This window comes from Nonomuraea sp. LP-02 (assembly GCF_036289125.1).
Classification (GTDB): domain Bacteria; phylum Actinomycetota; class Actinomycetes; order Streptosporangiales; family Streptosporangiaceae; genus Nonomuraea; species Nonomuraea bangladeshensis.
This window is the reverse complement of the sequence record NZ_JAXCLK010000001.1, coordinates 958,348-978,892: the sequence shown is the minus strand read 5'-3', so window position 1 is coordinate 978,892 and position 20,545 is coordinate 958,348. Positions and strand designations below refer to the sequence as shown.

Below are 20,545 nucleotides of genomic sequence, written 5' to 3'. Positions count from 1 at the left end.
CCCGGCACGGGGGTGGGCTGTTGCGCCGCCGTTCCTGCCCGGTTACACGGGAGTGAACGGCGGTTGGTGCGAAATTAGTGTTGAATCGACTCAAAGTCAATGACGAGATTCGCGGAGATTCGCGTCTTCGCCGGCGGCGCTGGCGGCCGTCCGGACATGCGTGAACGCGGCCCGTCGCCTCGTGCGCAGGGCCGTGACCAGGGGCGGGCGTCAGGGGTCGCGGCGCAGGGCGCTCGACTCCCTGACCACCAGGTCCGGCTGGAAGATGACCTGCCTGTGCCGGTGCTGCTCGGGCTCGGCGACCTCTTCGAGCAGCAGGTCGATGGCGGTGCGGCCGAGCAGTTCGCGCGGCTGCCTGACGGACGACAGCGGCACGGCCGCCGCCGCCGCGAAGTCGATGTCGTCGTAGCCGATGATGGCCAGGTCCTCGGGCACGCGCAGCCCGTGCGCGGCCATCGCCTGCAGGAAGCCGAGTGCCATGATGTCGTTGGCGCAGAAGACGGCGGTGGGCCGCTCGTCCGGCGGCAGCGCCGCCACCCGTTCCCCGATGGCCCGGCCGCCGGCCACGGTCAGCGCGGGCGCGGTGCAGGTCAGCAGCTCGACGGCGCCGCCGGTGGCGGCGATCGCCGCCTCGGCGCCCGCGTGCCGGTCGGCCACCTGTTTGACCGACATCGGGCCGCCGGCGAACAGGACGCGCCGGTGCCCGCGCTCGACGAGGTGGGCGACGGCGATCTGCCCGCCGAGCCGGTCGTCGACCGCCACCGAGCACTGCAGCCCGGTGGCCGGGCTGTCGACCAGCACGACCGGCGTGCCGCGCGCGGCCAGCTCCTCCAGCCAGGGGTTCTCCGCCTCGACCGGGGTGATGAGTATGCCCATCACCCGCTGCTGTTCGAGCTGGTCGAGGTGGCGGCGCTCGCGGCCCGGGTCGCCGGCGCTGTTGCACAGCACCACCATCGTGTCGTGGTCCTCGGCGACCGACTCGGCGCCCTGGGCCACGTCCACGAAGAAGGGGTTGGCCACGTCGAGCACGACGAGGCCGACCGTCCTGCTACGGCCCACCCGCAGGTGGCGGGCCACCTCGTTGCGGACGAACCCGAGTTTCTTGATCGCGTCGAAGACGCGTTCGCGGGTGGCCGGTGACACGATCTCCGGGCGGTTGAGCACGTTGCTCACCGTCCCCACGGAGACGCGCGCCAGCTGCGCGACCTCCTTGATGTTCCTGGTCGCCATCGATCCTCACGAGGCCGTGCTGCGGGTGCATGATTCGCCGCTCTCACGTGCTCCGCGTACGGAGCTCCACGGTGAACTCGGCCCATCATAGCCGTGATCAAGATTCTTTTGAATCGTCTCAATAGATCGAAACGGTCACAGGGGCACAGTCGCCTCCTGCGCCCTCATGCCGTCGAGCATGAGCCGCAGGTAGCGGCCGGGGTCGGCGGCGACAGGGGCGGGGAGCCGGTCGGGGTGACAGGTGAAGACGTTCAGCAGGTGGACGAGGTCCTCGACGCCGGCGTCGCGGCGCATCGCGCCGTCCTCCTGCGCGCGGCCCACGAGCTCGCCGAACCGTTCCAGCCAGCCGTCCCGCGTCCGCGCGAACTCGTCCCGGCCGGTGTACGCCTCGTCGGGCAGCGCGGCCAGCACGGTCGCGAGCGCGGCCCGGCCGGGCTCGGCCGCCCAGGAGACGAAGGCGCGGATCGCGCTCCAGGCGTCGGCCTCCTCGTCCGCGGCCCGGTCGAGGGCCTCCGCCATGCTGTGCACGTAGTGGTCGCCGACGGCGGCGAGCAGGGCCTGGCGGTCGGGGAATCGGCGGTAGAGGGTGCCGACGCCGACCCCCGCGCGCCGGGCGATGACCTCCATGGGCGCGTTGACGCCGCGCTCGGCCAGGACCTCGGCCGCCGCCTCGACGATCCTGCCCAGGTTTCGTCTCGCGTCCGCGCGCACCGGCGCCTCCGTACGGTCAAGTGGACGATCGGATTCCGGTTAGTGTACCGTGCGGCCAACCGGAATCCGATCGTCCACTTAGGAGACTTCATGATCGTCATAACCGGGGCCATGGGCACCATCGGGCGGGCGCTGGCCGGGCGGCTGCACGGGCACGACGTGCTCGCCGCCGTCCGCCGGCCCGCCGACCTGCCGTGCCCGTACGCGCTCGCCGACTTCGAGCGGCCCGAGACGATCGGCGCGCTGCTGTCGCCCGGCGACCGGTTGCTGCTCAACAGCTCGCTCTGGCCCGGCTTCGCCGCGGCGCACCGGGCCGTCATCGACCTCGCGGCGCGGGCGGGCGTCGCCCAGGTGGTCACGGTCTCCGTCCGGGGCGCCCGTCCCGGGGGACGGCTCGGCGGCGGCATGCACGGCGAGGTGGACGAGCATCTGCGGGCGTCCGGCGTGCCGTACGCGATCCTGCAGCCGACCGGGTTCATGCAGAACCTGCCGGGCGAGGTCAGGGACGGGCGCATGTACGGCTCGTACGGGCCGGGCCCCGTCAACTACATCGACGCCAGGGACGTCGCCAAGGTGGCCGCCGCGCTGCTCACCCGCCCGGCCGGGCCGGGGAGCGACCACGTGCTCACCGGGCCCGAGTCGCTGCCGCACGAGCGGATCGCCGAGCGCGTCGGCGCCGTGCTCGGCCGTCCCGTCCGGTACGTGGACCTCCCGGTGCCCGAGATGGCCGCCCACCTGGAGCGGCAGGGCATGCCGGCGCCGTTCGCCGCGGACCTGGCCGCGCTGATGGCCGAGACGGGCGACGGCCGCTGGGCGACGACCACGACCGAGGTCGAGGACATCACCGGCCGGCCACCGCGCACCCTGGACGACTTCCTCACCGAGCACAAGACCACCTTCGCGACGACCTGACGCGGCTCAGGCAGGCGGGGGTTCGTGGTTCATCACCAGGACGCGGACGGCGCGGAAGGTGGACGGGGTGTCGCGGAGCACGGCCAGTCGCGGGTCGGGCACCACGAGGAACGGCTCGGCCTCCAGCGCCAGCAGGGGCGCGAGCCGCCGGTCCCGGCGCAGCGCGTCCATCGCCCGCCGGTCGCCGCCGAGCACGACGGCGTCCAGCTCGCCCAGGTGCGGCGACAGCACCCGCACCGCCGTCTCCACGGCGTCGTCGTAGGCCCGGCTCGCCTGGTTGCGCCGCCGCCGGGCGAAACGCTGCTGCGACCAGCCCCCGGCCGCCGTGCGCCCCTGCACCAGGCGCGAGCCGACCTTCGAGGCCAGCAGCGCGTCGCCGTGGAAGACGCCGGCCGCGTACCCGCCGAGCCGGACGAGGAACACCCCCACCCGGCGCTCGGCACGTACGTGCGCGACCAGCCCGCTGACGTGCGGCGGCCCGGCGGCCATGGGCGGGAACGGCACGTGCAGCTCGGCCAGGGCGCCGTCGCGGGCCCGCAGCCGGACCACCCGCCCGTCGCCGCTCGCCGTGAAGGGCCCGTGCCGCTCGGCGAACCCGTCGATCCACGGATGCACCCGCCCCGGCGGCACCACCACCCACCGGCCGCCACCCTTGGCCGGACGCCCGCTCATGCCTCGAAGGCTAGCCGAGTCAGGGGCGGGGCCGAGTCAGGGGCGGGGCCGAGTCAGGGGCGGGGCCGGGGAAGCGGCCCGGGACAACTCAAGGGGAAATGACGGTTAAATCTGTTTCGCGGGTCTTATGTGGCATGCGGGTTCCGCCGGATCCTTTCCTCGTGGCGACCTCCCTGCTCACCAGCCCTCTCGTGGACCTCGACACCGGGGCGGTCATCGCCCGCGGCGCGAGCGTGGACCCCTCTGGCGAGCTCCGGGCCACCCCTCTGCCGATGATGCTGGACCTGCCCGTCCACGTCGTGCTGTCGGGCGCGGGCGCCCTGACCCCGCTGCACGAGGCGCTGCGCCGGGCGGGGCGGCATCCGCGCGAGGCGATCCTGCTGCTCACCGGGACCTGCCACGAGCAGGACCTGCCGCTGATCAAGGTCGCGCTCAACGGGCTGCGCACGATCGGCTACCTGCTCGGCCTCGCCGACGTGGGGTCGAACGGGCCCTCGCCGGAGCTGGCCGCGGACGTCTCGCCGTACCTGGTGGCGCTGTCCCCGGAGCTGGTCGCGCGCGTCCCCGGCGACCACCGCGCGACCGCCGTCACCCGGTCGGTGGTGACCCTCGCCCGCGGGATCGGCGCGCACGTCATGGCGCCGGGCGTGGAACGCGAGAGCCAGGCGGCCACGGTCCGCGGCCTCGGCGTACGCCTCGCGCACGGCCCCCTGCTGGCCCCCGGCCCCGACGGGAAGGTACGCGTCCCGCTCCCGGTCGCCGATCCCGCCCCCGGCGCCGCCCTGCTCGGCCCCCGCGTGCAGGAGCTGCTGATCCCCGCGGTGACGCTGCCCGCCGAGGCCAGGGCCGAGGAGGCCGTCGCCGCCTTCGGCCACGAGCCGACGATCACCAGCGTGATCCTGGTGGACGAGTACCAGCGCCCCCAGGGCAGCCTGGACCGCGGCCGCTTCCTGCTGTCGTTCGCCGCCCGCTTCGGCCACGCCCTGCACAGCCAGAAGCCCGCGCGGCGCCTGGCCGACCCGCCGCGCACGGTGCCGCGCACCACTCCGGCGATCGCCGCGGTCCAGGCGGCCAGCAGGGACGCCGGCCGCGTCTACGACGACCTGGTGGTGACCGACGAGATGAACCGCTGCCTCGGCATCGTCCGCGTCTCGGACCTCATCAGGGAGGTCACCTCCACCACTCGCTAGAGCCAGCCCTGCGTACGGGCGCGCTGCACGGCCTCGATCCGGTTGCGGGCGTGGGTCTTCTGAATGGCCGAGGACAGGTAGTTGCGCACGGTGCCCTCCGACAGGTGCAGCCGCTCGGCGATGTCGCCGATGGTGGAGCCGTCCGCCGCGGCCGACAGCACGTCGCGCTCACGCGCCGACAGCGGGTTGGGCCCCGCGCTCAGCGCCGCCGCGGCCAGGCCGGGATCGATGACCCGCTCCCCCGCGTGCACCCGCCGGATGGCCGCCGCCAGCTCCCTGGCCGGGCTGTCCTTGACGAGGAAGGCGACCGCGCCCGCCTCCATCGCCGTGCGCAGGTAGCCGGGACGCCCGAACGTCGTCAGGATCATCACCCGGCAGCCGGGCGTGCGCCGCGTGATCGTCGCGGCGGCCGCCAGGCCGTCGGTGCCGGGCATCTCGATGTCGAGCAGCACGATGTCGGGCAGGGCGCGGGCGACCACCTCGGCCGCCTCCGCGCCGTCGGCGGCCTCGCCCACCACCTCGATGTCGGGCTCCAGGTTGAGCAGGGACGCCAGCGCGCCCCGTACCATGCCCTGGTCCTCGGCCAGGACCACGCGGATCACGCCGGCACCTCCACGCGCAGCCGGAACCCGCGCGGGCCCGGTCCCGCCGCCATCGCCCCGCCCGCGGCGACGGCCCGCTCGCTCAGCCCCGACAGCCCGCTGCCCATCAGGACGGGCTCCCGGCCGCGCCCGTCGTCGGCGACCTCCAGGACGGCCAGCCCGTCCTCGTACGTCACCCTGATCTCGCAGCGGCCGGCCCGCGCGTGGCGCACGACGTTCGTGGTGCCCTCGCGCACCGCCCAGGCCAGCAGGGCCTCGACCGGCTCCGGCAGGGGCGTGCCCGACACCTGCACGCGGGCCCGCACGCCGGCCGCCGCCAGCACGGACCTGGCGTTGTCGAGCTCCTCGGCCAGGCCGCGCCGCCGGTAGCCGGTGACGGCCTCGCGTACCTCCGACAGGGCCTTCCTGGCGACCGACTCGATGTCCCTGACCTCCCGCTGCACGTCGGGCGTGCCCTCGGCCAGCCGCCCCGCCAGCTCGCTCTTGAGCGCGATCAGCGACAGGCTGTGGCCGAGCAGGTCGTGCAGGTCGCGGGCGATGCGCAGCCGTTCCTCGGTGGCGGCCAGCCGGGCCACCTCGCCCTGCGCCCGGTGCAGCTTGACGGTCAGCGCCCGGGTGTTGCGCACGCTGATGAACAGCACGCCGAGCGTCACCACCTGCAGCCCGAGGATGATGATGGTCTCGGGCGAGCTGTGGTGGATCAGGCCGCCGCCGACCAGCAGGCCCAGGTTGGCGAGCATGGCGAGCAGCGCCGCCGCGGCCGGCAGCGTGAACCCGCACAGCACGACGCTGTAGACCGGCATGCTGAGGAAGGAGCCGCCGAAGACCAGCGCGCCGGTGACCCCCACCGAGGTGGTGAGCGCGAGCAGCAGGTACGTCCACCGCCCCCGCTCCAGGAAGCTCCTGGCGCTCACGACCGTCGCCAGGAACAGCACGATGAACGCGGTCAGCAGCGCCCCCGCCCAGACCGCGCGGACGCCGGTGATCGCGCCGGTCATGATCTCCGCGACGGGGAAGACCAGGTAGACCAGCCCGACGGACAGGCCGAGCAGCCGCCGCCGGAGCGAGGGCCGGTCGTCCTCCCCGCCGAAGCTGATCCGCTCGGCGAAGCTCATCAATCACCTCCGAGGAAACCTCCGCCTTCAGGCGCTGGAGATAACGGTCCCTCGCGAAGCAGGGCGAGGACAGGCCTTTCGCCTTCAGGCGAACCACCATATCGAACAATTGAACGATTCAATAGCTGATCGCATACTAGGATGTGAGGGTGGCGCAGATCGTGAAGCGGGCCTACAAATACCGCTTCCACCCGACCCCCGAGCAGGCCGAGCAGCTTGCCCGGACGTTCGGCTGCGTCCGCCTCGTCTACAACAAGGCGCTCGAAGAGCGCACCCGCGCCTACACCTTGGAAGGGCGTCGCGTCTCCTACGTGGAGTCGTCGGCGAAGCTGACCGAGTGGAAGCGCGGCGGCGACTACGGCTTCCTGTCGGAGGTGTCGTCGGTGCCGTTGCAGCAGGCACTTCGCCATCTCCAGGCGGCATTCGCGAACTTCTTCGCCAAACGCGCCAAATACCCCACGTTCAAAAGTAAGAAGAAGACGCGGGCGTCGGCCGAATACACCCGCTCGGCGTTCCGGTGGCGCGACGGCGCATTGACACTGGCGAAGATGGATCAGCCCCTGGCCATCGTGTGGTCGCGTCCGCTTCCGGAGGGCGCCGAGCCGTCCACGGTCACCGTGTCGAAGGACGCGGCGGGGCGCTGGTTCGTGTCCCTGCTGGTCGAAGAGAAGATCAGCCCTCTCCCGCCCGCGGCGGCGAACGTGGGGATCGACGCCGGGATCACGGCGCTGGTCACACTGTCCACCGGCGAGAAGATCGTCAACCCCCGTCACGAGCGTCGCGATCGGCGCAGGCTCGCCAAGGCTCAGCGGGCGCTCGCCCGCAAGGCCGAGGGAAGCAGCAATCGGGCCAAGGCCCGTCTGAAGGTGGCCCGCGCGCATGCCCGGATCGCCGACCGCCGCCGCGACTTCCTGCACAAGGTCAGCACTCGATTGGTGCGCGAGAACCAAACGCTCGCGATCGAGGACCTGACCGTCCGCAACCTGGTCAAGAACCGCTCGCTGGCCCGCGCCATCTCCGACGCCTCCTGGCGCGAACTGCGCTCGATGCTGGAGTACAAAGCCCAGTGGTACGGGCGCACGCTCGCGGTCGTGGATCGCTGGTTTCCCTCCTCCAAGTTGTGCTCGCAGTGCGGGGCCTCGCAGGAGAAGCTGCCGCTGAACGTCCGGGAGTGGGAGTGCGCCTGCGGCGCGGCCCATGACCGGGACGTCAACGCGGCCAAGAACGTGCTCGCCGCCGGGCTGGCGGAGAGCTGAAACGCCTGTGGAGCTGGTGTAAGACCTCAAGAGGAAACCTCCTCGGCAGGCGATCGGCGGTGAAGCAGGAAGGCCGACCGGCGACGGTCGGGATCCCTCTCGTCGACGAGGGGGAGGATGTCAAGCCCGCACTGTAGCCCGGCGGTAGAGGAAGGCGGCGGCGAGGCCGAGCACCACTCCCCAGGCGGCGACGACCAGGACGTCGGCGAGCCCGAGCCCGTGGCCGCCCGCCATGCTCCAGCCGAGTGCCGCGTAGTGGTAGGACGGCGTGACCTCGGCGACGGCCTTCATCGTGGTGCCGAAGATCTCCGGCGGGAACCACAGCCCGCCGGCGATGGCCAGGGCGAACATGCAGATCATGGCGGCCGGCTGGGCGGCGTCGGGCGACAGCGCCGAGCCGATGGCCAGCCCGAGCGCGATGAACGGGATCGTGCCCAGCCACATCGCCAGCAGCAGCCCCGCCCACCGCGCGGGCGGCATCGACACGCCCTGCTGCACGATGGCGACGACGCTGACCAGCAGCAGCGACGGCAGCACGAGCAGCAGCGCGGTCGCCAGCTTGGTGACGATGATCGCCCAGCCGGGCAGCGGGGTGATCTGGAGCTGGCGCAGCCAGCCCGACTGCCGCTCGGTGGCCCAGGGCACGGCCGAGCTCATCATGGACGATGCCAGGCCCCCGTAGGCCGCCATCGACACCATGAGGACCACCGCGTAGCTGACGCCGTCGGCGTCGGTCTGCTCGCCGTAGATGTTGGCGTTGATCAGGTAGAGGAGGACGGGGAAGATCACCACGAAGATGAGGTAGCGGCGGTTGCGCAGCATGCGCAGCGTCTCTGTCCTGGCGTAGTAGAGCATCAGGGCTCCCGGGTGAGGGCGAGGAAGGCGGCTTCGAGGTCGGCGCCGGACAGCCGTACGTGCCGTATGTCGAGCGTGGTGCCTCGGTACAGCCCGTCCAGGGTGGCGTCGGGGTCGCCGGTGTGCAGGGTGACCTCGCCGTCGGCGATCTCGACGGAGGTGACGCCGGGCAGCCGGTCGAGGCCGGCGGCGGGCTGCGCGCCGAGGGCGAAGCGGACGATCTGGCCGCCCGCCCCGGCCTTGATCTCGGCGGCGGTGCCGTCGGCGGCCAGCCGGCCGCGGGCGATGACGACCACCCGGTCGGCGTGGGCGTCGGCCTCCTCCAGGTAGTGGGTGGCGAACAGCACCGTGCGCCCACCGGCGGCGTAGTCGTGCATGGCGGCCCAGAAGCGCAGCCGGGACTCCACGTCCATCGCCGCGGTCGGCTCGTCCAGCAGCAGGATCTTGGGAGCGCCGGCGACGGCCAGGGCGAAGCGCACGCGCTGGGACTGGCCGCCGGACAGCTTGTTCGCCCGGCGGCCGGCCAGCTCGGTCAGGTCGGCCAGGCGCAGGATGTCGTCGAGGGGCAGCGGGCGCGGGTAGAGCCGGCGGACGAGGTCCACGAGCTCCTTCACGGTCAGCTCGGGGATGAGCGTGCCGTGCTGGAGCATCGCGCCCATCTCGCCGTCCTTCACGGCCGCGTCCGGCGCGCGGCCGTGCACGGCGACCTGGCCGGAGCTCGGGCGCAGCAGGCCGAGCAGCAGGTTGATGGAGGTGGACTTGCCGGCGCCGTTGGGGCCGAGGAGGGCGACGGTCGAGCCGGGTTCGATGGCGAGCGAGAGGTCGTCGACGGCGAGCACGTCCCCGTAGCGCTTGCTGACGTGATCGAACGTGATGGCGTTCATGCGTCGAACGTTAAAGTCACGGCCGGGACCCGGGCAGTGTGATCCTTCCGGGTTCGACCGTGACATTTGTCAGACGCGGCCTCTGGGTGTCAGAGGCGGCAGGCGTAGATGTCGGTGACCAGGATCGCCCGCGCGCCGATGTCCCAGAGCTGGTCCATCACCTGCTGGTGGCCCTTGCGGCGGACCATCGCGCGCACCGCCACCCAGCCCTCGCGGTGCAGCGGCGAGACGGTGGGGCCCTCCATGCCGGGCGTGAGCGCGATGGCCTCCTCGATGCGCTCGGCGCGGATGTCGTAGTCCATCATCACGAAGTCGCGGGCGTGCACGACGCCCTGGAAGCGGCGGACGAACTGGCCCGCGCCGGGCGTCTCCGGCGCGCCCTGCCGCTTGATGAGCACCGCCTCGGAGCGCATGATCGGCTCGCCGAAGACCTCCAGGCCGACGTTGCGCAGCGTGGTGCCGGTCTCGACGACGTCGGCGATGGCGTCGGCCACGCCGAGCCTGATCGCGGTCTCCACCGCGCCGTCCAGCTTGATCACCCGGGCGTCCACGCCCTGGTCGGAGAGGTATTTCTCCAGCAGCCCCGCGTAGGAGGTGGCGATGCGCCGGCCCTCCAGGTCGTGCACCGAGGTCATCGCGCCGGCGGTGCCGGCCAGCCGGAAGGTGGAGCCGCCGAAGCCGAGCGGCATGATCTCCTCGACGGGCGCGCCGGAGTCGACGAGCATGTCGCGGCCGGTGATGCCGACGTCAAGAGTGCCCTCTCCGACGTAGACGGCGATGTCGCGGGGGCGCAGGAAGAACAGCTCGCAGCCGTTGTCCTCGTCGACCACGACCAGCTCCTTGCTGTCCCTGCGGGAGCGGTAGCCGGCTTCCTTGAGCATGGCCTGGGCGGCCTCGCTGAGCGCGCCCTTGTTGGGTACTGCCAGACGCAGCATGTCAGGTCCTCGTTCGGTCTCTCGGGTCTCCAGGTCGGGTGCGGAGGCGGGCGCGGGCGCGCCCTAGAGATGCTTGTAGACCTGGTCGAGCCCGATGCCCTTGGCGATCATGAGCACCTGCACGTGGTAGAGGAGCTGGGAGATCTCCTCGGCCGCCCGGTCGTCCGACTCGTGCTCGGCCGCCATCCAGCTCTCGGCGGCCTCCTCGACGACCTTCTTGCCGATGGCATGGACGCCGGCGTCGAGCGCGGCCACGGTGCCCGACCCCGCGGGCCGGGTGCGGGCCTTCTCGGACAGCTCGGCGAACAGCTCTTCGAAGGTCTTCATGGTCTCTCTCGTCGTCGATGGCGTGCCTGACAAGCCTAGTCTGCGGGACGAGGTGACACCGCCCTCCGTCCGCCACGCGAGACGCCCCCGATCAGCCCCCGATCAGCTCACGGCAGGTCCGACGACGGCGCGCGGCGGCGCGGAAACCCTAAGGACTGTACACGGAGCCGTTTCCGGTTTATGAACCGGAAAAGCATTGTGCCCGGATCGGACCGGAGATTGTCAATGTCGCTGATACGGTTCAGCGGTTTATCGGGCGCGGGAGGGAGCAGGCGTGAAGAGGCCGACGATCGCCGACATCGCGCGGCGGGCGGGTGTGTCCAAGGGGGCGGTGTCGTACGCGCTGAACGGCCGCCCCGGCGTCTCGGAGGAGACGCGGGCGCGTATCAGGGCCATCGCCCAGGAGGTCGGCTGGCGCCCCAACGTGGCCGCGCGCTCGCTGAGCGGCGCCCGCGCCGACGCGATCGGCCTGGTGCTCTGCCGGCCGGCCCGTTTCCTCGGCGTGGAGCCGTTCTTCATGGAGCTGGTCAGCGGCGTCGAGGACGAGCTTGCGGCCAGTTCGTGCGCGCTGATGCTGCAGGTGGTGCCGGACCGTCAGGCCGAGATCGCGGTGTACCGGCGCTGGTGGGGCGAGGGCCGGGTGGACGGCGCGATCCTGGTGGACCTGTGCGCCGCCGATCCCCGGGTGGCGGAGGTGGAGCGGCTCGGCATGCCCGCCGTGGTGGCCGGGCATCCGTCGGGCGCGGGCCCGCTGCCCGCCGTATGGTCGGACGAGGCCGCCGTGATGGGCGAGGTGATCGAATACCTCGCGGCGCTCGGCCACCGGCGGGTGGCCAGGGTGGCGGGGCTGCCGGCGCTGCTGCACACCCGGATCAGGGACGAGGCGTTCGCGCGAGGCTGCGCTGCGGCCGGCCTCGACGGGCATCCGGTCGCGCACACCGACTACACCGGCGAGGAGGGCGCGCGGGCGACGAGGCTGCTGCTCAGCGCGCGGCCCCGGCCCACGGCGATCGTCTACGACAACGACATCATGGCGGTGGCGGGCCTGTCGGTCGCCCAGGAGATGGGCCTGGCCGTCCCCGCCGGGCTGTCGATCGTGGCCTGGGACGACTCCCCGCTCGCGCAGGTGGTCCGGCCGCCGCTGACGGCCGTGACCCGGGACGTCCCCGCCTACGGCGCGCACGCCGCGCGCACCCTGCTGCGAGTGATCGCCGGCGAGCGGCCGGACGGCGCCCCGGAGCCGCCCGCGCGCCTGCTGCCGAGAGGGAGCACCGCTCCATTTTCATCGTGACGGAAAATTTCCGCTGGAGCCGTCATCGAAGGTCATCGCCGTCACGAGAGCCGGGGAACGCGCTCTCTCGAAAAATCTCCTATTGTGGCTTACCCGCTTAAGTGGTGAAATCCGCTCCGCACCAGTAAGTGGGCGCCGGCCAAGGGACCCGCAGGCACATCCGCACGTCCGCCGGCGCAAGTCCGGCGCCCATCCGACGGAGAGATCGGATGGCCCCATGCGACGAACCATGGCAGCGTGCAGCACCATCCTCGTGGCCGCCCTGAGCACGGCCTGCGCCACGAGCGGCCAGACCCGGACCGAGCAGGCCGACCAGAACGCCCCCATGACCCTGTCCTTCTGGTCCACCGGAGGCGACGACGAGACGGCGACCTTCCAGAAGGCCGCCGACCTCTACCACCAGAAGCACCCCAACGTGACGGTCAAGGTGCAGACCCTGTCCTGGGACGACGCCTACGCCAAGCTCCTCGCCGCCGCGACCAGCCGCACCGGCCCCGACATCCTCTCCGGCGGCATGACCTGGACCATCCAGTTCGGCGCCCGTGGCGCCATGGTGGACCTGCGGGGGCACGGCATCGACGCGCTCAAGGGACAGGCGCAGCCCGCCCAGTGGGAGTCCGCCGTCTCCCCCGACGGATCGGTGTACGGGGTGCCGCTCGACATGTCCACCCTGGCCCTCTACTACCGCACCGACCTGCTGGAGAAGGCCGGGATCGACGCCCCGCCCAAGACGTGGGAGGAACTCGTCGAGGACATCGCCACGCTCAGGGCGTCGGGGGTGAAGAAGCCCTACAGCCAGGACTGGGGCAACCTCGACTGGATCGGCTACTTCAACTACCTCTACCAGGCCGGAGGCAGCTTCTACACCCCCGACTGCAAGCCCTCGCTCAACACCCCGCAGGCCGAGCAGGCGCTGACGTACTGGGTGGACCTCTACCGCGAGCACGGCGCGCCCACCGCCACCGTCGAGGGGTCCGACGCCCTCGACACCGGCACCGCGATGGTGGTGGCCGGCAACTGGATCGCCAAGGGCCTCGACACCAACAAGCCCAAGCTGAAGGGCAAGTGGGCGATGGCGCCGCTGCCCGCCGGGCCCGCCGGGCCGACCACGTTCATCGGCGGCCGGGCGATCGGCGTCACCTCCTACAGCAAGTACGCCCGGACCGGCGCGGACTTCGTGAAGTTCATGTACACCGACGAGGCCATCGCCGCCGTCGCCGGCGAGGCCAGGAAACGCAACATCTCCTACATCCCGCCACGCCCCGACCAGATCGTGGGCGGCTCGACGTTCACGCCCGAGCAGGCGCAGGTCTTCGCGCAGGCGATCGGCACGGGCAAGGCGGCCCCCGGCTGCCCCGGCTGGGACGAGAGCGCCTCCGACGTCGCCAAGCAGCTCCAGTCGGCCATCCTCGGCAAGTCGGACGCGAAGACCGCGCTCGCGGAGGCGGCCAAGGTCATGGAGCGCAACGCCGGTTAGGAGGCCGACAATGGCGGGTCCCGTCCCCATCGGCGGCCGGCTGCGCCGCGTCCCCGTCGACCGGCTGCGCCGCTACGGCACCTCGTACGCGATGCTGCTGCCGTTCCTCGCGCTGTTCGCGGCGTTCCTGCTCTGGCCGCTGGCCAACTCGCTCTACCTCAGCTTCACCTCGTTCGACGGGGTCAACCCGGCCGTCTTCACCGGCCTGGACAACTTCACCGAGCTCGCCGGCGACGCCCGCTTCCGGCACGCGCTCGGCAACACCGCGCTCTACGTGGTGGCCTCGGTCGTGCTCGGCACCCTGCTGTCGCTGGGGCTGGCGCTGGCCTTCAGCGGCCCGAGCTGGCCGCACCGCGTCATGCGCACGCTGTTCTTCCTGCCGTCGGTGACCTCCTCCATCGCGCTCATGATCATGTGGAAGTGGGTGCTGTTCCCGAGCGAGGTCGGCCTGGCCAACACGGTCGTCCACTGGCTCGGCGGCTCGACCGTGCCCTGGCTGGCCACGCCGGGGCTCACCATCCCGATCCTGGTGCTGATGTCGGTGTGGGGCGGCATGGGCTACGGCATGGTGCTGTACGTCGCCGGGCTCGGCTCCATCCCCGAGGAGTACTACGAGGCGGCCAGGATCGACGGCGCCTCGACCTGGCAGCGGTTCCGCCACATCACGCTGCCGCTGCTGCGGCCGGTCACCACGTACGTGGTGGTGACCGGGCTGATCGGGGCGTTCCAGGTGTTCGAGGCGGTCTACATCGTCTTCCGCGGCACCAACAACATCGGCGGCGTGCTCGACTCGGCGCTGATGATCGTGCCCTACCTCTACGACCAGGGGTTCACCCACTTCAAGCTGGGCTACGCCTCGGCCGTCGCCTGGGTGCTGTTCCTGATCATCTTCGTGCTGAGCCTCGTCAACCTGCGCGTCGGGCGCGCGATGAAGGAGCTGTGATGACCGTCGCCCCGATGGACCGGCTCGCCCCGGCACGGCGGGCCCGGCACGAGCAGCCGCGCGCGGGCGGCCGGGCCCGGCTGAACGGGCACCTGCTGCGCCTGCCGTTCTACCTGCTGTCGCTGACGATGGTCGTGCCGTTCTACTGGCTGATCATCACGGTGCTGAAGCCGCCGACGGAGCTGTCCAGGATCCCGCCGTCGTTCGTGCCGCGCTCGCCGTCGGTCGTGAACTTCTACGACCCCGAGTGGTCGGCGGAACGGGTCAACCCGGGGCATCTGCAGGGGGTGTTCCAGCGGTTCCAGGTGGAGTTCGGGTTCTGGCGGTTCCTGTTCAACAGCGTCCTCATCACCACGGCGATCACCGTGGGGGCGCTGCTGGTCTGCTCGCTGGCGGCGTACGTGATCGCCAAGCACCAGATCAGGGGCCGCCGGGTCATCTTCCTGATGATCATCGCGTCGATGATGGTGCCCTGGCAGACGACGCTCATCCCGAACTACGTCATCATGCGCAACCTGGGCTGGCTGGACACCTACACGGCGTACATCGTGCCGGGGCTGGCCAAGGCGTTCGTGCTGTTCTTCCTCGTCCAGTTCCTGCAGTCGGTGCCGAACGAGCTCATCCAGGCGGCCCGCGTGGACGGCGCCGGGGAGTGGCGGATCTGGTGGCAGATCGTGCTGCCGCTGCTGCGGCCGGCGCTCGCCGCGATGTCGATCTTCATCGTGCTGGCCGAATGGAACAACTTCCTGTGGCCGCTGGTGATCGTGCAGAGCGACGAGATGGCGAACCTGCCGGTCGCGCTGGCCCGGCTCAACTCGTACTTCGGGGCGCCGGACCATCAGGGCGCCATCATGGCGGGCGGGTTCATCGCCTCGGTCCCGACCATCGTGTTCTTCCTGATCTTCCAGAAGTACTTCACCCGGGGCATCGCCCTGAGCGGCCTGAAAGGCTGACCCGCCCCGGGAACGCCGCCGCCCGCCACACCTCGGGGGTGTGGCGGGCGGTGGGGTTGGTTCAGCGGGGCCGGTCAGCGCGCGTGGCGGCGGTCCGAGGAGAACGGGCGGGGGCGCTGGCCGCGGTCGTCGGAGCCGCGCCAGTCGCCGCGCGACCCGCGGTCCTGGCCGGCGCGCCCGCCACGGTCGTCGCCACGGTAGCCACGCTCGCCGCGGAGACCACCGCGCCGGTTGTCACCGGAGAAGCCACGGTCGCCCGAGAAACCACGGTCGTTCGAGTAACCACGGGCGCCGGAGGAGCCCCGGTCGTTCGAGAAACCACGGTCACCGGAGGAGCTCCGGTCACCGTTGTAGCCACGGTCGCCCGAGAAGCCCCGGTCGCCGTTGTAGCCACGGTCGTCGCGGGAGCCACGGTCGTTCGAGTAGCCACGGTCGCCGGAGAAACCACGGTCGCCGGAGAAGCCGCGCTCCCCGGAGGAGCCGCGGTCGCCGTTGTAGCCACGGTCGCCCGAGGAGCCGCGGTCGTCGCGGGAGCCGCCGCGGTAACCGTCACGGCCGCCCTCGCGGGCCGGACGCTCGCCCCCACGGACGGGCCGGTCGCCCTCGCGGAAGCCGCTCCTCGGCCGGTAGCCGCGGTCGCGGCCCTCGCCCACGGTGCGCGCCTCGTCGCCGTGCCGGCGCGGACGCCGGTCCTCGCCGCTCCCGTAGGAACGCTCGCCACCGAAGGGACGCTCGCCGTCCTCGTGGCGGCGCGGGCGGCGCTCGCCGTCGAACTCGCGGCGCGGGCGGCGGTTGCGGCGCTCGGAGCCGCCGGCCCCGCCGCCGTCGCGGCGCGGCCGCAGCGGCTTGCGCACGTCGGGCTCCCACACGGGGATGGCCTCGCCGCTCGGGATGCGGGCGCCGGTCACCTCGGCGACCCGCGGGTGCCCCGGGGTGGCCTTGAGGCGGAACGGGTGGATGCCGGCCCGGCGGGTGAGCGCGTCGGTGGAGCGCCGCTCGTTCGGCAGCACCAGCGTGACGACGGTGCCCTTCTCGCCGGCCCGCGCGGTACGCCCGCCGCGGTGCAGGTAGCTCTTGTGGTCCTGGGGCGGGTCCACGTGCAGCACCAGCGAGATGTTGTCCACGTGGATGCCGCGCGCCGCGACGTCGGTGCAGACCAGCACGTTGACCGAGCCCTCGCGGAACTCGGCGAGGATGCGGGTGCGCTGGTTCTGGCGCTTGCCGCCGTGCAGGCCACCGGCCTTGACGCCGACGCGGGCGAGCTGCTTGCACAGCCGGTCCACGCCGTGCTGGGTGCGCACGAAGATGATGGTGCGGCCCTCGCGGTTGGCGATCTCGGCCGCCACGTCGAACTTGTCGTCGCGGGTGACCTGCATCACGTGGTGCTCCATGGTGTCGACCGGCGAGGTCGCGGGAGCCACGGAGTGCGTGATCGGGTCCTTGAGGAAGCGCTGCACCAGCTTGTCGACGTCGCCGTCGAGGGTGGCGGAGAACAGCAGCCGCTGCCCGTCGGCCGGGGTCTGCGCGAGCAGCTCGGTGACGACGGGGAAGAAGCCGAGGTCGCACATGTGGTCGGCCTCGTCGAGGACGCTCACCTCGACGTCGGCGAGCGAGCACTCGCCCTGCCGGATGAGGTCGCCGAGCCGCCCGGGGGTGGCGATGACGAGGTCGACGCCGCGCCGCAGCGCCTCGATCTGCTTGCCCATGGACATGCCGCCGACGACGACCTTCATGCGCAGCCCGAGGCCGCGGCCGAGAGGTTCGAGTGCGTCGTGGACCTGGAGGGCGAGCTCACGGGTCGGGACGAGGATCATCGCGCGGGGCCGCCCGGGAACGGGCCTCACCCCGGCGAGACGGGCCATGGTGGGCAGGCCGAAGGCGAGGGTCTTGCCGGAGCCGGTCTGGCCACGGCCGAGCACGTCGTTGCCGGCGAGCACGTCGGGGATGGTCGCGCTCTGGATCGGGAAGGGGCTCTCGATGCCCTGTCTGGCCAGTCCGGTGACGAGCGGCCTGGGCAGCCCCAGGAGCTCGAACTCGGACGGGCCCGCTTCCGGGGCGGCCTCGGGGGACGCGCCGGAGATGCTCTCGTCGAGCGCGGGCATGACAGCGTCAAGCATGGTCACGAAAGTCGTGCCTTTCCGTCGAAGTGGCACGTCACTTCTGCGAAAGGACGAGCCAAGATGTACGGCACACGCCGTACCAGATCAGAGAGAGGGGGAGGATGCACCGGCGCACCGGCCGCAGGCGATGCTGAAACGCGCGATGAGGCGTCGGGTACATCTGATCCAACGCCGGGATGGTATCGGATATTTCCCGGCCGGGTTCGGACCTTCCGAAAACCCTTATGACACGCTGAAACGGCTGACGTCGGACGCCAGCCGTGCAGCGAACAGAGGTCAGACGTTGAAGCCTAGCATACGAAGCTGCTCACGGCCCTCGTCGGTGATCTTGTCCGGGCCCCACGGCGGCAGCCAGACCCAGTTGATCTTCACGTCGGAGACCATGCCGTCGAGCGCCGAGTGCGCCTGGTCCTCGATGACGTCGGTCAGCGGGCAGGCCGCGCTGGTCAGCGTCATGTCGATGGTGGCCACGGGCTTGCCGCCGCCGGCCGCGTCGAGGTTGAGGCCGTAGATCAGGCCCAGGTCGACGACGTTGATGCCCAGCTCGGGGTCGACGACGTCCTTGAGCGCCTCCATGACCTCATCGACGGTGATCTCACCGTCGAACTCGGTCGTCGGCGTCTCGGTTGGCTTGCTCATTGGGCGGCACTCCTCACCACTGCGTCCTTGTAGGCCATCCAGGACAGCAACGCGCACTTCACGCGGGCCGGGAACTTGGCCACACCCGCGAAGGCGACCGCGTCGCCGAGCACGTCCTCGTCGGCCTCCACCTGCCCCCTGCCCTGCATGAGCCGGGTGAACTCGTCGACCACCGACAGCGACTCCGCGACCGACGAGCCGGTGGTCAGCTCGTGCAGCACCGAGGCGGCGGCCTGGCTGATCGAGCAGCCCTGCCCGTCGTAGGAGACGTCGAGCACCTGGTCTCCGTCCACCTTGACCCTGAGCGTGATCTCGTCGCCGCAGGTCGGGTTGACGTGGTGGACCTCGGCGTCGTACGGCTCGCGCAGCCCGCGCCCCTGCGGGTGCTTGTAGTGCTCCAGGATCAGCTCCTGGTACATCGACTCGCCGATCATGGCTATGCGAACACCTTCTGGACGTGATGCAGGCCGCGAACCAGGGCGTCGATCTCGCCCGTGGTGTTGTACAGGTAGAACGACGCCCGCGTGGTCGCGGGTATTCCGAACCGCAGGTGCAGCGGGCGGGCACAGTGGTGCCCGACGCGCACCGCGACGCCGAACTGGTCGTCGAGGATCTGCCCGACGTCGTGCGGGTGGATGCCCTCCAGCGTGAACGACACCGTGCCGCCCCGCGCCTCCAGCGTCTCGGGCCCGATGACGCGCAGCCTCGGCACCTCCCGCAGCGCCTCCAGCGCGTAGCGGGTCAGCTCGCGCTCGTGCGCCTCGATCGCCTCCAGGCCGACCCCGGTGAGGTAGTCGACGGCGGCGCCGAGGCCGATGGCCTCGACGATCGGCGGCGTGCCGGCCTCGAACTTGTGCGGGGCCGGGGCGTAGGTCGAGCGGTCCATCCAGACCGCCTCGATCATCTCACCGCCGCCGAGGAACGGGGGCATGGCGTCGAGCAGCTCGGCCCGCGCCCACAGCACGCCGATGCCGGACGGGCCGACCATCTTGTGGCCGGTGAAGGCCACGAAGTCGGCGTCCAGCGCGGCGACGTCCACCGGGTGGTGCGGCACGGACTGGGAGGCGTCCAGCAGGATGAGCGCCCCTGCCTCGTGGGCCCGCCTGGCCAGCTCGACCACCGGGTTGACGGTGCCGAGCACGTTGGACTGGTGGGCCACCGAGACGATCTTCGTCCGCTCGGTGATGACGCCGTCGGCCAGGTCGAGCCGGCCCTCGTCGGTGACGCCGAACCACTTCAGCGTGGCGCCGGTGCGCTGCGCGAGCAGCTGCCACGGCACGATGTTGGAGTGGTGCTCCATCTCGGTGACGACGATCTCGTCGCCGGGCCCGAGGGTGAAGCGGGGGTCGGTGTTGGCGGGGTTGCCGAAGGAGTAGGCGACGAGGTTGAGCGCCTCGGAGGCGTTCTTGGTGAAGACCACCTCGTCGCGCGACGCGCCGACGAACGCCGCGACCTTGTCGCGGGCGCCCTCGTACGCCTCCGTGGACTCCGCGCCGAGCACGTGCATGGCCCGCCCCACATTGCTGTAGTGCAGGGCCAGATGCTCGCGCATGGTCTCGATGACCAGGTTGGGCTTCTGCGAGGAGTTGCCCGAGTCGAGGTAGACGAGCGGTCGCCCGTCGGGCAGCTCGCGGGAGAAGATCGGGAAGTCCTTCCTGATCCGCTCCACGTCCAAGCTGGTGGAAGTCATGCAGATGCCTTCGTGTACTGCTCGTAGCCCTCGGCCTCGAGCTTGTCGGCCAGCTCCGGCCCGCCCGCCTCGACGATGCGCCCGCCGGCGAAGACGTGCACGAAGTCGGGCTTCACGTAGCGCAGGATCCGGGTGTAGTGCGTGATCAGCAGCACGCCGGTGTCGCCGCTCGCGCGGAAGCGGTTGATGCCCTCGGACACCACGCGCAGCGCGTCCACGTCGAGGCCGGAGTCGGTCTCGTCGAGGACGGCGATCTTCGGCTTGAGCAGCTCCATCTGGAGGATCTCGTGGCGCTTCTTCTCACCGCCGGAGAAGCCCTCGTTGAGGTTGCGCTGGGCGAAGGCGGGGTCGATGGACAGCGCGTCCATGCCGCCCTTCAGGTCCTTGGCGAACTCGCGCAGCTTGGGCGCCTCGCCGCGGACGGCGGTGACGGCCGAGCGCAGGAAGTTCGAGACCGACACGCCAGGGACCTCGACCGGGTACTGCATGGCCAGGAACAGGCCCGCGCGGGCGCGTTCGTCGACCGACAGCTCCAGCAGGTCGACGCCGTCGAGCAGGACCTGCCCGCCGGTGACGGTGTACTTGGGGTGGCCGGCGATCGCGTAGGCCAGCGTCGACTTGCCCGAGCCGTTGGGGCCCATGATGGCGTGCGTCTGGCCGGAGTTCACCGTGAGGTTGACGCCGCGCAGGATTTCCTTGTCCTCGACGGCGACGTGCAGGTCGCGGATCTCAAGGGTGGACAT

General features: G+C 71.5%; 20 protein-coding genes and 1 pseudogene. 7 read left to right on the top strand and 14 right to left on the bottom strand.

Annotation, left to right across the window (positions count from 1 at the left end; all coding sequences use genetic code 11):
* Nucleotides 1-210: 210 nt before the first annotated feature.
* Nucleotides 211-1,230 carry a LacI family DNA-binding transcriptional regulator gene (locus SMD20_RS04560; RefSeq protein WP_329575196.1) on the bottom strand — a complete coding sequence of 340 codons (1,020 nt, stop codon included), beginning with the start codon at nucleotides 1,228-1,230 and terminating at the stop codon, nucleotides 211-213.
* A gap of 135 nt (nucleotides 1,231-1,365) precedes the next feature.
* Entirely contained in the window at nucleotides 1,366-1,941 is a 576-nt protein-coding gene (locus SMD20_RS04555; RefSeq protein WP_329575193.1) for a TetR/AcrR family transcriptional regulator, read from the bottom strand.
* Nucleotides 1,942-2,031: 90 nt separating this feature from the next.
* Between SMD20_RS04555 and SMD20_RS04550 the strand changes: the two genes are divergently transcribed.
* Nucleotides 2,032-2,853 carry an NAD(P)H-binding protein gene (locus SMD20_RS04550; protein ID WP_329575191.1) on the top strand — a complete coding sequence of 274 codons (822 nt, stop codon included), beginning with the start codon at nucleotides 2,032-2,034 and terminating at the stop codon, nucleotides 2,851-2,853.
* Between the two features lie 6 nt (nucleotides 2,854-2,859).
* Here the strand turns inward: SMD20_RS04550 and SMD20_RS04545 are convergent, their stop codons facing one another.
* Nucleotides 2,860-3,525: an acVLRF1 family peptidyl-tRNA hydrolase gene (locus tag SMD20_RS04545; RefSeq protein WP_329575188.1), complete on the bottom strand. Its 666-nt coding sequence runs from the start codon at nucleotides 3,523-3,525 to the stop codon at nucleotides 2,860-2,862.
* A gap of 161 nt (nucleotides 3,526-3,686) precedes the next feature.
* On the opposite strand from SMD20_RS04545, the gene SMD20_RS04540 reads away from it, so the two are divergent.
* A complete protein-coding gene (locus tag SMD20_RS04540) occupies nucleotides 3,687-4,715 on the top strand; it encodes an EAL domain-containing protein (RefSeq protein WP_329575185.1) in 1,029 nt (342 codons plus the stop codon).
* Here the strand turns inward: SMD20_RS04540 and SMD20_RS04535 are convergent.
* The gene (locus SMD20_RS04535; RefSeq protein ID WP_329575183.1) at nucleotides 4,712-5,317 is read right to left on the bottom strand and encodes a response regulator transcription factor; all 606 of its coding nucleotides are present in this window, start codon (nucleotides 5,315-5,317) and stop codon (nucleotides 4,712-4,714) included. The two genes, SMD20_RS04540 and SMD20_RS04535, sit on opposite strands and share 4 nt — an antisense overlap.
* Nucleotides 5,314-6,432 (bottom strand): sensor histidine kinase, encoded by a 1,119-nt coding sequence (locus tag SMD20_RS04530; protein ID WP_329575180.1) that lies wholly within the window; start codon nucleotides 6,430-6,432, stop codon nucleotides 5,314-5,316. Before SMD20_RS04530 ends, SMD20_RS04535 begins: the two co-directional genes overlap by 4 nt.
* 149 nt (nucleotides 6,433-6,581) lie before the next feature.
* On the opposite strand from SMD20_RS04530, the pseudogene SMD20_RS04525 reads away from it, so the two are divergent.
* A pseudogene (locus tag SMD20_RS04525) lies at nucleotides 6,582-7,825 on the top strand (RNA-guided endonuclease InsQ/TnpB family protein).
* Here SMD20_RS04525 and SMD20_RS04520 read toward each other — a convergent pair.
* From SMD20_RS04520 to SMD20_RS04505, 4 genes are all read right to left on the bottom strand, one after another.
* Nucleotides 7,809-8,543, bottom strand: a complete 735-nt coding sequence (locus SMD20_RS04520) for an ABC transporter permease (RefSeq protein WP_329575173.1) — start codon at nucleotides 8,541-8,543, stop codon at nucleotides 7,809-7,811. The pseudogene SMD20_RS04525 and the gene SMD20_RS04520 sit on opposite strands and share 17 nt — an antisense overlap.
* Complete coding sequence (locus SMD20_RS04515) at nucleotides 8,543-9,427, bottom strand: ABC transporter ATP-binding protein (RefSeq protein WP_329575170.1); 885 nt, start codon at nucleotides 9,425-9,427, stop codon at nucleotides 8,543-8,545. Before SMD20_RS04515 ends, SMD20_RS04520 begins: the two co-directional genes overlap by 1 nt.
* A gap of 89 nt (nucleotides 9,428-9,516) precedes the next feature.
* Nucleotides 9,517-10,362 carry an ATP phosphoribosyltransferase gene (gene hisG / locus SMD20_RS04510; RefSeq protein WP_091087334.1) on the bottom strand — a complete coding sequence of 282 codons (846 nt, stop codon included), beginning with the start codon at nucleotides 10,360-10,362 and terminating at the stop codon, nucleotides 9,517-9,519.
* A gap of 63 nt (nucleotides 10,363-10,425) precedes the next feature.
* Nucleotides 10,426-10,689: a phosphoribosyl-ATP diphosphatase gene (locus SMD20_RS04505; RefSeq protein WP_020547470.1), complete on the bottom strand. Its 264-nt coding sequence runs from the start codon at nucleotides 10,687-10,689 to the stop codon at nucleotides 10,426-10,428.
* Nucleotides 10,690-10,963: 274 nt separating this feature from the next.
* Between SMD20_RS04505 and SMD20_RS04500 the strand changes: the two genes are divergently transcribed.
* From SMD20_RS04500 to SMD20_RS04485, 4 genes are all read left to right on the top strand, one after another.
* Entirely contained in the window at nucleotides 10,964-11,980 is a 1,017-nt protein-coding gene (locus SMD20_RS04500; RefSeq protein WP_329575161.1) for a LacI family DNA-binding transcriptional regulator, read from the top strand.
* A gap of 217 nt (nucleotides 11,981-12,197) precedes the next feature.
* On the top strand, nucleotides 12,198-13,457 hold the full coding sequence (locus SMD20_RS04495) for an extracellular solute-binding protein (protein WP_329575158.1): 1,260 nt from the start codon (nucleotides 12,198-12,200) through the stop codon (nucleotides 13,455-13,457).
* A gap of 10 nt (nucleotides 13,458-13,467) precedes the next feature.
* Nucleotides 13,468-14,400 carry a carbohydrate ABC transporter permease gene (locus tag SMD20_RS04490; RefSeq protein ID WP_329575155.1) on the top strand — a complete coding sequence of 311 codons (933 nt, stop codon included), beginning with the start codon at nucleotides 13,468-13,470 and terminating at the stop codon, nucleotides 14,398-14,400.
* Nucleotides 14,400-15,353, top strand: a complete 954-nt coding sequence (locus SMD20_RS04485) for a carbohydrate ABC transporter permease (RefSeq protein WP_329575153.1) — start codon at nucleotides 14,400-14,402, stop codon at nucleotides 15,351-15,353. The genes SMD20_RS04490 and SMD20_RS04485 overlap by 1 nt, the downstream gene beginning before the upstream one ends.
* 74 nt (nucleotides 15,354-15,427) lie before the next feature.
* On the opposite strand, the gene SMD20_RS04480 is transcribed toward SMD20_RS04485, so the two are convergent.
* From SMD20_RS04480 to sufC, 5 genes are all read right to left on the bottom strand, one after another.
* Entirely contained in the window at nucleotides 15,428-17,470 is a 2,043-nt protein-coding gene (locus tag SMD20_RS04480; RefSeq protein ID WP_329575150.1) for a DEAD/DEAH box helicase, read from the bottom strand.
* A 279-nt stretch (nucleotides 17,471-17,749) separates the two neighbouring features.
* On the bottom strand, nucleotides 17,750-18,112 hold the full coding sequence (locus SMD20_RS04475; RefSeq protein WP_329575148.1) for a metal-sulfur cluster assembly factor: 363 nt from the start codon (nucleotides 18,110-18,112) through the stop codon (nucleotides 17,750-17,752).
* On the bottom strand, nucleotides 18,109-18,546 hold the full coding sequence (sufU, locus tag SMD20_RS04470; RefSeq protein WP_329575147.1) for a Fe-S cluster assembly sulfur transfer protein SufU: 438 nt from the start codon (nucleotides 18,544-18,546) through the stop codon (nucleotides 18,109-18,111). Before sufU ends, SMD20_RS04475 begins: the two co-directional genes overlap by 4 nt.
* A 2-nt stretch (nucleotides 18,547-18,548) precedes the next feature.
* Nucleotides 18,549-19,802: a cysteine desulfurase gene (locus SMD20_RS04465; protein ID WP_329575145.1), complete on the bottom strand. Its 1,254-nt coding sequence runs from the start codon at nucleotides 19,800-19,802 to the stop codon at nucleotides 18,549-18,551.
* Entirely contained in the window at nucleotides 19,799-20,545 is a 747-nt protein-coding gene (gene sufC / locus SMD20_RS04460) for a Fe-S cluster assembly ATPase SufC (RefSeq protein ID WP_329575142.1), read from the bottom strand. Before sufC ends, SMD20_RS04465 begins: the two co-directional genes overlap by 4 nt.